The 13,365-nt window shown below is 35.7% G+C and carries 13 protein-coding genes and 1 other annotated feature; of the genes, 10 read left to right on the top strand and 3 right to left on the bottom strand.

Annotated features, from left to right (window positions below; genetic code table 11):
• Positions 1–6: 6 nt before the first annotated feature.
• The 3 genes from argF to AC1DKZ_RS02385 all read left to right on the top strand — a co-directional run bounded on the left by argF (position 7) and on the right by AC1DKZ_RS02385 (position 1,936).
• Positions 7–957, top strand: a complete 951-nt coding sequence (gene argF, locus AC1DKZ_RS02395; protein ID WP_219303503.1) for an ornithine carbamoyltransferase — start codon at positions 7–9, stop codon at positions 955–957.
• Positions 958–1,104: 147 nt separating this feature from the next.
• A complete protein-coding gene (locus tag AC1DKZ_RS02390; RefSeq protein WP_002088510.1) occupies positions 1,105–1,656 on the top strand; it encodes a DUF2062 domain-containing protein in 552 nt (183 codons plus the stop codon).
• Between the two features lie 58 nt (positions 1,657–1,714).
• Complete coding sequence (locus tag AC1DKZ_RS02385) at positions 1,715–1,936, top strand: hypothetical protein (RefSeq protein ID WP_242307723.1); 222 nt, start codon at positions 1,715–1,717, stop codon at positions 1,934–1,936.
• Positions 1,937–1,960: 24 nt separating this feature from the next.
• Here AC1DKZ_RS02385 and AC1DKZ_RS02380 read toward each other — a convergent pair whose 3' ends face one another.
• Positions 1,961–2,407: a MarR family winged helix-turn-helix transcriptional regulator gene (locus AC1DKZ_RS02380; protein WP_002088507.1), complete on the bottom strand. Its 447-nt coding sequence runs from the start codon at positions 2,405–2,407 to the stop codon at positions 1,961–1,963.
• A gap of 72 nt (positions 2,408–2,479) precedes the next feature.
• On the bottom strand, positions 2,480–3,259 hold the full coding sequence (locus AC1DKZ_RS02375; RefSeq protein ID WP_431181668.1) for a GDSL-type esterase/lipase family protein: 780 nt from the start codon (positions 3,257–3,259) through the stop codon (positions 2,480–2,482).
• A gap of 365 nt (positions 3,260–3,624) precedes the next feature.
• On the opposite strand from AC1DKZ_RS02375, the gene cpdB reads away from it, so the two are divergent.
• Positions 3,625–6,042 (top strand): bifunctional 2',3'-cyclic-nucleotide 2'-phosphodiesterase/3'-nucleotidase, encoded by a 2,418-nt coding sequence (cpdB, locus tag AC1DKZ_RS02370; RefSeq protein ID WP_476995602.1) that lies wholly within the window; start codon positions 3,625–3,627, stop codon positions 6,040–6,042.
• Between the two features lie 49 nt (positions 6,043–6,091).
• On the opposite strand, the gene nhaC is transcribed toward cpdB, so the two are convergent.
• On the bottom strand, positions 6,092–7,465 hold the full coding sequence (nhaC, locus tag AC1DKZ_RS02365) for a Na+/H+ antiporter NhaC (protein WP_476995601.1): 1,374 nt from the start codon (positions 7,463–7,465) through the stop codon (positions 6,092–6,094).
• Between the two features lie 277 nt (positions 7,466–7,742).
• Positions 7,743–7,962 (bottom strand) — a binding site (T-box leader).
• Between the two features lie 142 nt (positions 7,963–8,104).
• Here nhaC and AC1DKZ_RS02360 point away from each other — a divergent pair.
• From AC1DKZ_RS02360 to bioC, 6 genes are all read left to right on the top strand, one after another.
• The gene (locus AC1DKZ_RS02360) at positions 8,105–8,461 is read left to right on the top strand and encodes a hypothetical protein (RefSeq protein WP_476995600.1); all 357 of its coding nucleotides are present in this window, start codon (positions 8,105–8,107) and stop codon (positions 8,459–8,461) included.
• A 77-nt stretch (positions 8,462–8,538) separates the two neighbouring features.
• A complete protein-coding gene (bioA, locus tag AC1DKZ_RS02355) occupies positions 8,539–9,972 on the top strand; it encodes an adenosylmethionine--8-amino-7-oxononanoate transaminase (protein ID WP_476995599.1) in 1,434 nt (477 codons plus the stop codon).
• Complete coding sequence (bioD, locus tag AC1DKZ_RS02350; RefSeq protein WP_113937117.1) at positions 9,972–10,700, top strand: dethiobiotin synthase; 729 nt, start codon at positions 9,972–9,974, stop codon at positions 10,698–10,700. The genes bioA and bioD overlap by 1 nt, the downstream gene beginning before the upstream one ends.
• Positions 10,666–11,853 carry an 8-amino-7-oxononanoate synthase gene (gene bioF / locus AC1DKZ_RS02345; RefSeq protein WP_476995598.1) on the top strand — a complete coding sequence of 396 codons (1,188 nt, stop codon included), beginning with the start codon at positions 10,666–10,668 and terminating at the stop codon, positions 11,851–11,853. The genes bioD and bioF overlap by 35 nt, the downstream gene beginning before the upstream one ends.
• Positions 11,850–12,590: an alpha/beta fold hydrolase gene (locus tag AC1DKZ_RS02340; protein ID WP_242307733.1), complete on the top strand. Its 741-nt coding sequence runs from the start codon at positions 11,850–11,852 to the stop codon at positions 12,588–12,590. The genes bioF and AC1DKZ_RS02340 overlap by 4 nt, the downstream gene beginning before the upstream one ends.
• Positions 12,556–13,365: a malonyl-ACP O-methyltransferase BioC gene (gene bioC / locus AC1DKZ_RS02335; RefSeq protein WP_476995597.1), complete on the top strand. Its 810-nt coding sequence runs from the start codon at positions 12,556–12,558 to the stop codon at positions 13,363–13,365. Before AC1DKZ_RS02340 ends, bioC begins: the two co-directional genes overlap by 35 nt.

Raw genomic sequence — 13,365 nt, 5'->3', positions numbered from 1 at the left:
AATTTCATGTCAACTGTACAAGTACCGAAATTAAATACGAAAGATCTTTTAACGTTAGAAGAATTGACGCAAGAAGAAATCATTTCTTTAATTGAGTTCGCTATATATTTAAAAAAGAACAAGCAGGAGCCTTTATTACAAGGGAAAATATTAGGTCTCATTTTTGATAAACATTCAACCCGTACGCGCGTTTCTTTTGAAGCAGGAATGGTACAGCTCGGAGGACATGGAATGTTTTTAAGTGGAAAAGAGATGCAAATTGGCAGAGGAGAAACGGTGTCAGATACTGCGAAAGTACTATCTCATTATATTGATGGAATTATGATACGCACATTTTCGCATGCGGATGTAGAGGAGCTTGCAAAAGAGTCCAGTATCCCAGTTATTAACGGTTTAACTGATGATCATCATCCTTGCCAAGCGTTGGCAGATTTAATGACGATATATGAAGAAGCTCATACGTTTAAAGGAGTTAAATTAGCTTATGTAGGTGATGGGAATAATGTATGTCATTCACTATTGCTAGCGAGTGCAAAAGTCGGAATGAATATGACTGTGGCAACGCCTGTGGGGTATGAGCCGAATGAAGAAATTGTTAAAAAAGCATTAGCGATTGCTGATGAAACAGGGGCTGAAATTGAGATTTTGCATAATCCTGAATTAGCGGTAAGTGGAGCAGACTTTATTTATACTGACGTTTGGATGAGTATGGGCCAAGAAGGAGAAGCAGAAAAATATACTTTATTCCAGCCTTTCCAAGTAAATAAAGAGCTTGTTATACATGCAAAGCAAACATATCGTTTCCTGCACTGCCTGCCTGCTCATCGTGAAGAAGAAGTAACTGGAGAGATTATAGATGGGCCACAGTCTATCGTTTTTGAGCAAGCTGGTAACAGGTTGCACGCGCAAAAAGCTTTATTAGTGAGTTTATTTAAAAATATAGAAGAGCCTTCCTAAAAGGGAGGTTTTTTATATTGAAATGTCGGATGTATATTTAGTTAATTATCTCTATATCATTTATAATAAAAAGAGAAAACTAAATTTGTTTTTCATATCATGTAAGGACATACTAGATAAAAAAATATAGTTAAAGAGATGATGAATTTGAAAACAACTAAGAAAACATATTCGTTTTTTCAGCGGATGTGGAGAATATTAAAGTTTCAATATTTTAAGTTGCTTCGATCGCCAGAAGGAGCAAAGAAAGTGTCACTAGGTTTTGCTATTGGATTTGGTTTAGAAATGTTGGTGATTTATACGGCATCGCTCGTATATTTAATATTTTATCCAATTGTCAGGTTAGCAAAGGGATCTTTTCCAGCCGCAGTCATTGGTAATATTATTGGGAAAATATCGTTTCTCCCAGTATTTTTATTTCCGTTTGCTTATGCGCTAGGAAAAATGATTTACCCATTTCATGTACAGAAAATACATCATGAACCATTTACGATATCAGATTTGTTTTCGAGCCATATTTTTACGATGTTAAAGAGCTTATTACAGAGTGAAGTATATGTATTAATTGGTATGACGATAATAGGAATTGTGTTTGGGGTAATTTCATATTTCGTTGTGCATTATTTATATGAAAAGAATCGTAAGTTACGTTTGAAGAAAAGAAAGAAACAAGTGAGAGAACCACTTGTTCAAATATAAAGAATGTCACATTCATTTTCTCCTTTGAATATGTTTAAGAAAAAGGGGGAGAGAATGAATGTATTATTACTATGTACCTCAAGTATATCCATATACAAATTATTATCCTGTAACTGGAGTGAGACAGCAATTCGGAGTATATCCGCAGCAACAAATGCAACAAATACAACAAATGCAACAAATGCAACAGCCTGAGCAGCAACCTGTTCAAGAACGAAAACCGTATTTAATGACATGGCCGTATTCAAATGTATACTATGGTAATTATTACGAATCATAAAGCTGCTTCTATTTAGAAGCAGCTTTATGCGTTTGTTTTCAAAATTAAATTTTGAATGGTTTTAAGAGAATAAATGAGCTTTTCACGCTCTTCCTCAGATAATGTTTGAAAATTTTCTTTTAGTTTGCCTAAAATGAATTGCTGATACTGACTTACTAACATTTTCCCTTCAGTTGTTAGGGAAATTAAAATGACCCTTCGATCTTTTTCGCTATAATGACGCTCTATTAGCTCTTCTTGAATAAGTTTGTTTAATAGAGGGGTCATGTTAGGCCGTGAAATCGCTAGCCGCTTGCCAATTTCTGAAACTGCTAATGTACCATTTTCATGCAAAAGCAGTAACACTTGCGTATGTGATGGCGGCATATGTCTTTGAGAAGAAAACTCTCCAGGAAGCATAAATTTGCGATAAAAAAGAGGCACTAGCGAAAGAAGATGATCAACAATACGTTCCCACTCGCGTGATTCCATATAACGGCCCCCTTCCACTATCATTGTAACAAAAAAGACAAGGTATAAAAATAGAATTGTTTCATGGTAGCCTTAATATTTGTAGGATAACACTTGCTTTGTAAATGTATTGGCAATAATCGTATAACCGTTATCATTTGGGTGTACTTGGTCAAATAGTAAATCTTTTTTATCCTTCGATATTAATTTGCGAATTGGTAAAACGATAGATGGCTGATTCGCTTTTGAAATAGCATAAATAGAATCATTCCAACCATCTAAAAACATATCTGCATAACTGGCAATGGAGTCATCGAGTTGTAAAGGGTTATAGAGTTCAGAGAGAATGAGTAAAGCATTCGGATTTTGATCTCGAACGGTCTTTACAATAGTTTTTACATCCGTTTCAAAACGAGCTTTTTCTTTATTTAGCATTTTAATACCATCTATAACACCTACATCACGATTTAAGCGAAATAAATTATTTCCCCCAATATTAATAGTAATTATATTTGCTTCCCTAATTTTTTGTTGAACTTCTTCGGACTGAACTTTTTTAGCGAGACGATCTGTAGTAAGGCCATTTACACCAAGATTTTCTACCGTAATTGGTTTATGAATTTGTCCTTCTATTTGCTTAGAAGCTAATTCGGCAAATCCCCCTTGTGTAGATCCATATCCTTTGGCGAGTGAATCACCTAATACGAGATGATAAAAGGAGTCGTTCGTTTGCTTATCAATCCAACTCGGAGCAGATGTTTTTTCTGCTTTTCCTTCAGTTTCTTTTTGTTTTGTCTCATCGTTCTTTTCAAAATTAGAATAAGAAATGATTAGAAGGAGGAGACAAACAATTGTTAAGATGACTTTTCTCATAAATTCATCCTCCTTGTAATTGGTAATTGTATCATATTCAGCAGTATTAGCAATGTAAGGGCATATTATATGTTTATGAAAAGTTTATAATAACTTTACAGAAAATTTGTTGAAGTTTGTCAAAAAATATTGACGATACGAAAGAACTTTATATATGATAATGTCAGATAAGGTGAAATTCTACTTAGTGGGAGCTTTATCTCCCGTTAATTGTTAGTTTTCATCAATCGGGCGTTTAAGGGGACTACTCGTTAGCGCAAGATGAAATGAAAATCGTGTCTCTAATAGAGGAAAAAAGGTATGTGGTTAGAGACAGATAGGGGTTCATTTCATTATTTCTGGTAATTGTATAAGGGGGATTTTTTGTGAAAAAGTCAAAAAAAATGCTAGCTGGAGCAACTCTTGCTATTGGTGTTATAGCGCCACAAGTGTTGCCAACAACAGCTCATGCAGAGGAAAAAGCTGGGGAGAGTACAGTTAACTTACGAATTTTAGAAACATCAGATATTCACGTTAACTTAATGAATTACGATTATTATCAAACGAAAACAGATAATAAAGTAGGTCTCGTGCAAACTGCAACACTTGTTAATAAAGCACGTGAAGAAGCGAAGAACTCTGTCTTATTTGATGATGGGGATGCATTACAAGGTACGCCGCTTGGAGATTATGTAGCGAATAAAATAAATGATCAGAAGAATCCTGTTGATTCTAGTTATGTACATCCACTATATCGTGTAATGAATTTAATGAAGTATGACGTCATCTCTCTTGGGAACCATGAATTTAACTACGGTTTAGATTATTTAAACAAAGTGATTAGTAAAACAGAATTCCCAGTTATTAACTCAAACGTCTATAAAGACGATAAAGATAATAATGAAGAGAATGACCAAAATTACTTTAAACCATATCATATTTTTGAAAAAGAAGTAGAGGATGAATCTGGTCAAAAGCAAAAGGTGAAAATCGGTGTAATGGGATTTGTTCCACCCCAAGTTATGAACTGGGATAAAGCAAATTTAGAAGGAAAAGTAAAAGCGAAAGATATTGTTCAAACAGCGAAGAAAATGATACCGAAAATGAAAGAAGAAGGTGCAGACGTTATCGTTGCGTTAGCTCATTCAGGTGTTGATAAGAGTGGATACAATGTTGGCATGGAAAACGCTTCATATTATTTAACAGAGGTTCCTGGTGTAGATGCAGTATTAATGGGACATTCACATACTGAAGTGAAGGATGTATTTAATGGTGTTCCTGTTGTAATGCCTGGTGTTTTTGGAAGTAACTTAGGTATTATTGATATGCAATTGAAAAAGGTAAACGGAAAATGGGAAGTACAAAAAGAGCAATCGAAGCCGCAACTTCGTCCGATTGCTGATAGTAAAGGGAACCCATTAGTACAATCTGATCAAAGATTAGTTAATGAAATTAAGGATGATCATCAAGCGACAATTGATTATGTGAATACAGCTGTAGGAAAAACGACAGCGCCAATTAATAGTTATTTCTCATTAGTACAAGATGATCCTTCTGTACAACTTGTGACAAATGCACAAAAATGGTATGTAGAAAAACTATTCGCTGAAAACGGACAATATAGTAAATATAAAGGAATTCCAGTATTATCTGCAGGGGCGCCATTTAAAGCAGGTGGCCGAAACGGTGCTACATACTATACGGATATTCCAGCAGGGACGTTAGCAATTAAAAACGTAGCGGATTTATATGTATATCCAAATACGTTATATGCTGTAAAAGTAAACGGGGCACAAGTGAAAGAATGGCTTGAAATGTCTGCTGGTCAATTTAATCAAATTGATTCAAAGAAAACAGAAGAACAACCATTAGTAAATATAGGTTATCCTACATATAACTTTGATATTTTAGATGGCCTAAAATACGAAATTGACGTAACGCAACCAGCGAAATACGATAAAGATGGCAAAGTTGTAAATGAAAATACGAATCGTATTGTAAATATGACGTATGAAGGTAAGCCTGTAGCTGACAATCAAGAGTTTATTGTGGCTACAAACAACTATCGTGGAAGTAGCCAAACGTTCCCTGGTGTAAGTAAAGGCGAAGTTGTATACCAATCACAAGATGAAACGCGTCAAATTATTGTGAAGTACATGCAGGAAACACCAGTTATTAATCCAACAGCAGATCAAAATTGGGCGTTTAAACCGATTATTGCAGATAAATTAAATACAACATTTGATTCTTCACCAAATGCACAAAAATATATAAAGAAAGATGGAAAAATATCATATGTTGGACCATCTGAAAATGAATTCGCTAAATATGCAATTGATATAACGAAGAAGAATGATGATAAGGAAACTGGTGGAGAGAATCCAACGACACCGCCAACAGGTGAAGGCAATAATGGAGAGAATCCAACGACACCACCAACAGGTGAAGGTAATAATGGAGAGAATCCAACGACACCACCAACAGGTGAAGGTAATAATGGAGAGAATCCAACGACACCGCCAACAGGTGAAGGCAATAACGGAGGAAATCCAACGACACCACCAACGGATGAAGGTAATACTGTTAATGAACCAAAACAAGATGGAAACAACGCGGGATCTGGACAAACTACAACGGATAATCAAAATACACAAGAAACTGTAAGTGAAAATAAAGAAGCAGATAAAGAGGAACGTGATTTACCGAAAACAGGTACAAGTGTTGCTTCTACAATTGGAGCAGGTCTGGCGTTTGTTGGAGCGGGATTACTTATGTTATTTAGAAGAAAGAAAGCGAATAGGTAGTCGAGAAATATAAAAAGGATTACCGATTAAGGTAATCCTTTTTAGTATATTATGAAATTGTTACTGCTTTTTCTTTCTTCCATGAAAGGCCAAATCCAGTGAAACCAACAATAATTGTTAAGACTGGGCAAGCTAAGCAGAAGATTGCGAATGGAACGTAATCAAATGTCGGAACGCCAAGGACGTTCGATAAGAATACGCCACTTACTCCCCATGGTACGAGCGGGTTAATAACTGTACCTGCATCTTCTAATACTCGTGATAAATTACGACGTTCTAAACCGACTTCATCGTATTTGTTAGCGAATGCTTGTCCTGTTAAAACGATTGATAAGTATTGTTCGCCAAGTAAGAAGTTTACACCAATTGCAGTTGAAGCAGTAGAAATAATTAAGCGTGTACTATTTTTTACGAAGCTAGAGATAATATTCATCAGCTGCGTGATAATGCCCATTCCTTGTAGTAATCCTCCCATACAAAGAGCTAGGAAAATAAGAGCAATCGACATCATCATACTTTGTAGACCACCGCGAGATAGTAAGCTATCAATGTCTTTAATACCAGTTTTAGAAACGTAGCCGTCTTGCATAATTTTCATTAAATCAGCTAAAGAAGTGCTAGGTTTAAAAATAAAGAGAATAATAATTCCTACCACAATTCCTGCAAGTAATGTTGGAACTGCTGGAACTTTTTTAAATGCGAATAGGAACAGTAATAAAATTGGAATAAGTGTAACGATAGAAATCGTTGTGTTTTGTTCTAACGTGCTAATAAAGTTTGTGAAGTCAACGTCTCCACTAGTACCGCTTCCTAAAATGAAAAATGCGATAAAAGCAATAATAAAAGCAGGAACTGTTGTCCAAAGCATGTTACGAATATGCTCAAATAAATCTACACCTGTTACAGCAGGAGCTAAGTTTGTTGTATCAGATAAAGGAGACATTTTATCTCCAAAGAATGCACCAGAAATAATTGCACCAGCGATCAGAGCTGGATCGTATCCGAGAGCACTACCCATTCCCATAAAGGCAAGCCCTACTGTTGCTGCAGTTGTAAATGCACTACCGATACTCGTTCCAACAATTGCACAAACAACAAAAACAGTAGGAACGAAAATTTTTGGAGATACAAGTTGGAATCCGTATACCATTAAAGTTGGAATTGTTCCAGCTGCGATCCAAACACTAATTAATACGCCTACAAGTAAGAAAATAAAAATAGATGGAATACCAGCTGAAACACTACTTATCATTCCTTTTTCCATAGTAGACCAAGAAATTTTTTTCATAAATCCAAATGCTAATAAAAGAACGATACCAAATAAAATTGGGATGTGTGGTGAAACTTCTAATTTGATAACACTAAAGCCAATACAGAAAAAAATAAAAATTGTTAAAAGAACAGATTCAATTTTTGAAACCATTGTTTTCCCCTCCTAAGTAATTTAAAATAGCTCTTTTTTATATAAAATTCGCCAATATTGTTTATTTCCTTCTAAAATTTAGAATTTTGTGACAAATTACCGGTAATTGTCAATATCTCAATATGATACGGAAATGATTGGATAAAAAAACGCCCCTGCATATAATTATGCAGGGACGAAGAAATCGCGGTACCACCCTAGCTTGTGAAATGAATGTATCACAAAATAAAGGGTCATATGATATGCGCTAATAAAATAAAAACGCCCCTGCAATATATGCAGGGACGAAAAATTCGCGGTACCACCCTAAATTGTGAAACAGTTTCGTTTCACCACTCTTTAGACATAACGGTCTAAACCGTCTTTCACTACTCCTCACGTTTCGTAAAAGAAGCTCCAGGGGGTAATTCATAAATCGCTCTGTACTGGTTCGCACCGACCACCAGCTCTCTGAAATCAGAAAACGAAATACTACTAAATCCTATCAACGCCGATTCATATGATGTTAGTTAAATTTTTATCATATATTCATCATACATGTCAATAAAAACATTCGATATTTTTTTAGGGAAATAAAGGAGAAATGTTTTTAATACTGTAAAAGTGTGCGTTATAATGAATTTGAAAGGGGAGGAAAGAGTGAAGAAAAAAATAATTCTTTTTACCACCTTACTAGTCGTTGGCGGAAGTGCTGGAATTTACACAGCTTTTGCAGCTGAATCAGAGCAGTCGAAACAAAAGCAAATACAGCAGTCAGAAGTGAAGAAAGTGAAAGAAATTGAAGAGAAGAAATCGATGGAAAAAGCAGCTATGAAACTAGGATTTTCTACTGAGGGGAAAACAAAAGAAGAGGTTACAAAAGAAGTAGATACCGCTAGATTTGAGCAGCGCCATGATTTGTTAATTGAGCATGCTAAGCAACTTGGAATTGATACAGAAGGAAAAAAAGATGAAGAGATTATTTTAGAAATTGGAAAGATACAACATGGAAAGTAGAACAACTTATCGTATGATAAGTTGTTCTTTTTTAAGAATTATTTGATTTAAAAATAATTGACAGTCATTTATTTTTAATGTTAACTTTATTTATAAACAAGTTAACATTAGGGGTGACAATTGTGGCTGTTAATAGTAACACGAGTGAAAAATCGTCTTATACATATGAAGAATTATCGAAGAAGAATAAAGATTACGTATGGCACCCATTTACACAAATGAAAGATTATTTAGAAGAAGATCCTGTCATTATTGAACGTGGAGAGGGAAGAAAGCTATACGATGTAAATGGAAATGAATATTGGGACGGTGTTTCATCTATTTGGTTAAATGTTCATGGGCATCAAGTACCAGAACTAGATGAGGCAATTCGCGAGCAATTAAATAAAATTGCTCATTCTACTATGCTAGGACTTGCTAACGTTCCATCTATTTTATTAGCAGAAAAAATAATTGAAGTTGTACCAGAAGGTTTGAAGAAAGTATTCTATTCAGACTCTGGTTCTAGCGCCGTTGAAATTGCAATTAAGATGGCCTTTCAATATTGGCAGCATAAAGGAAAACCGAAAAAACAAAGATTTGTTACATTAAAAGAAGCATATCACGGTGACACGATAGGTGCTGTTTCAGTGGGGGCAATAGACTTGTTTCACCAAGTGTATAGTTCACTATTATTTGAGGCAATTAAGATGCCGTATCCATATACATATCGTTCTCCTTATGGAGATAATAAGGAACAAATTGTAAAGAAACATTTAGAAGAAATGGAAGAAATGCTACAAGAAAAACATGAAGAAGTAGCAGCTATTATTGTGGAGCCATTAATGCAAGGTGCTGGTGGGATGATTACAATGCCAAAAGGATACTTAAAAGGGCTTCGCCATTTATGTACAAAATACAATGTATTATTTATTACAGACGAGGTAGCGACTGGATTTGGGCGTACCGGGAAAATGTTTGCATGTGAACACGAGGATGTGACGCCAGACATTTTAACAGCCGGAAAAGGTTTAACAGGTGGTTATTTACCGGTGGCAATTACGGTAACGACAGATGAAATTTATAATGCCTTTTTAGGAGGCTATGAAGAACAAAAAACGTTTTTCCATGGTCATAGTTATACAGGGAATCCGTTAGGTTGTGCCGTAGCAATTGCAAATTTAGAACTATATGAAAAAACTAATTTAATAGAAGATGTTGCGCATAAAGCAGAATATGTAGCGGCACAATTAGAAGCTCTTAATGAATATAAGCACGTAGGAGATATTCGTCAGTGTGGGCTAATGGTTGGTATTGAACTTGTGAAGAATAAGGAAATGAAAGAATCGTTTGAATGGACAGAAAGAGTCGGTGTTCAAGTGTGTAAACGCTCAAGAGAGCTGGGCATGATTTTGCGACCACTCGGTAATACGATTGTATTTATGCCTCCTCTTGCATCTACGGTGGCTGAGATTGATGAGATGTTACGCATTTTATATAAAGCAATCTCGGATGTTACGGAGGGAGAGTAATGAGTGGTTTCTTTATAACAGCAACGGATACAGAAGTTGGCAAAACGGTAGTGACAGGAGCATTGGCAGGTATATTTCGAGAGCGTGGACATAATGTTGGTGTATATAAACCGTTGCAAAGTGGACATGTTGCATCAAATCCTGAGGGTGATGCAGCAAGGTTAAAAGCATTATCGGGTGTACCGACAGAAGAGGATGAAATTTGTCCTTATTCCATTGAAGAACCACTTGCTCCGAGACTTGCCATGAAAAGAGCTGGAAGGACAGTAACGTTAAAAGAAATTACTGCTCACTATAATGAACTACTAAAAGAGTTTAATAGCCTATTTGTAGAAGGAGCTGGTGGGCTTGCAGTTCCATATACAGAAGATGCTTTAGTGATTGATTTTGCAAAAGAATTACAGCTCCCTCTTATTGTAGTAGCGCGTCCGACACTAGGGACAGTTAATCATACTGTCTTAACAATTTCTTATGCAAAGGCACACGGTTTAACAGTAGCAGGTGTAATTTTGTCTGGTTGTAAAGAATGTGAAAAAGAAAGAGTGCAAGAAAACAAAGAAATGATTGAGGAGTTAAGTGGAGTACCTGTTTTAGGTTTATTACCATTCCTTGAAGGTGAGTTTACAAGGGAAGAATTATTGGAATCGGCAAAAGAACATATTATGATTTCAAAATTAGAGGAGCTCATCCAAAATGAATCAAATGTGGCGCACGCATCTTCAATCTAAAGTAGAACAATTAAAGGAGCAAGGGCAGTATCGTAATTTACATGTAACAGAGAAAGCGGAAGAGACATGGCTTATTCGAAATGAGAAAAGGATGCTAAATTTAGCATCAAATAATTATTTAGGGTTAGCTGGAGATGAAAGGTTGAAAGAAGCTGCTATTGTCTGCACAAAAAAATATGGAACTGGAGCGACTGCCTCTCGTCTCGTTGTAGGAAATTATCCACTGTATGAAGAGGTTGAGAGAAGTATATGTGATTGGAAAGGTACTGAAAAAGCTTTAATTGTAAATAGCGGGTATAAAGCAAATGTAGGTGCTATATCTGCTTTAGCCTGTCGTCACGATATGGTTTTTAGTGATAAATTAAATCACGCAAGTATTGTTGATGGAATTATATTAAGCGGAGCAGAGCATAAAAGATATCGTCATAATGATTTGGATCATTTAGAAAAGATGTTGCAAATAGCGTCACCAGAAAAGAGAAAATTAATCGTAACAGATACGATTTTTAGTATGGATGGAGATATTGCATATTTGAGAGGCTTAGTTCAGCTGAAAGAGAAATACGGGGCAATCATTATAGTTGATGAAGCACATGCAAGTGGAATATATGGAATCGGTGGAGCCGGATTATCTCATGTAGAAAAAGATATTGCTCAAAAAATTGACATACATATGGGGACGTTTAGTAAGGCTTTAGGGTGTTATGGTGCGTATTTAACGGGTGATTCCATTTATATAGAGTATTTACAAAATATGATGAGAAGCTTGATTTTTACTACAGCTTTACCACCAGGAACATTAGGGGCGATCCGAAAAGCAATTGAAATTGTGAAAGAAGATAACGAAAGAAGAGAGCGACTTATAGAGAATGGTGCATATTTCAGGACGCATTTACAAGAAGTTGGTTTTGATATTGGGAATAGCTCAACTCATATTGTACCGATTGTAGTTGGATCAAATGAAAATACTTTACGGTTTAGTGAAAGGTTACAAGAGGTAGGTATCGCAGCCATTGCAATTCGTCCGCCGACTGTTCCAGTTGGTAGTTCTCGAGTCCGTTTTGCAGTTACGTCACAACATACAATAGCCGATTTAAAATGGGCTATTCAGCATATTATACGCATTGGTAAAGAAGAGGGGTTTTTAGTATGAAAGAGCTAAAGCTTATTTTTATTCCAGGATGGGGAATGGAAGAAGGTGTTTGGACTTTGGTTCTGCCGTATTTTACAGGATATTCTGTTCAATGTATAGATTGGCGTAACGTGAAAGAACAAAGTGAATTTGCAGGGCGAATAATAGATGTAGCGCAGGATGAAAATGTAATTTTAGTTGGATGGTCACTAGGAGCGTTAGCGGCAGTACAAGCTTATAAAAAGATTAAGGCCCAAGGTATGGTACTAATTGGTGGTACCGCTAAATTTACCAATACAAGTGACTATACAAGTGGATGGAATTCCTTGCATGTAGAACGTATGAAAAAGAATTTAACGAGAAAAAAAGAAGATACTTTGAAGCGTTTCTATGAAAATATGTTTACAAAAAGTGAGCTGAGGGAGAATACGAGTTTTGAAGAGATTGCGCAGAAGTTTAAAGGAGACTCGATTCAGTCTTTACAATTAGGCTTAGATTATTTAATAGAAACAGATATGAGAAATGAAGTAATAGATATGAAAGCCCCGCTGTTACTCCTTCATGGAGAGCAGGATGTAATATGTCCATTGTCTGCAGCCCATAGTATGGCGAATAATACGAATGCCAATCTAAAAGTAGTAAGCGGTGCTGGGCATGCATTATGTGTAACGAATTTTGAATATTGCGCAAATGAAATCATTCAATTTGTAGAGGGGATACGACATGATCAACAAAACGTTACTGCAAAAACGGTTTAACGGGGCGGCTGTATCCTACGATCAATATGCAAATGTACAAAAAAAGATGGCGCATTCGTTACTTTCTACATTGAAGGAACGATATAGTGAAACATCATCGATACGTATTTTAGAACTTGGATGCGGGACAGGATATGTAACAGAGCAATTATCAAATGTATTTCCGAAAGCTCATATTACAGCTGTGGATTTTGCTGATGAGATGATTGCAGTAGCGAAAACTAGAAAAAGTTTGGAAAATGTGATGTTTCGATGTGAAGATATTGAACAATTAAAATTAGAAGATTCATATGATGTCATTATTTCAAATGCGACATTTCAATGGCTTAATGATTTAAAAGAGACAGTGAAAAATTTATTTAACTATTTGTCTGAAGAGGGAATGTTATTATTTTCAACGTTTGGTAATACGACTTTTCAAGAATTGCATACGTCTTTTCAGCGTGCTAAGAAAGAAAAGGGGATACACAATTGTGCTTCAATTGGACAACGCTTCATTTCGAAAGAACAGTTAGTGAATATATGTGAAATGCCATTAGGAAATGTACATGTTTCTGAAACATGTTACATAGAAAGATTTGCAGAAGTTAGGGAGTTTCTACATTCTATTCGAAAAGTAGGAGCGACCAATAGTAATGAAGAGTCTTATTGTCAAAGCCCTTCACTCTTTCGTACGATGCTTCGTATATACGAAAGAGACTTCACGGAAAAAGAAGGGATAGTAGCAACATATCATGCTTTATTTACGTATATAACAAAAGAGGGGAAGAGATGA

The organism is Bacillus sp. 05T21 (assembly GCF_056396785.1).
This window is presented reverse-complemented; position numbering and strand designations above follow the sequence as displayed.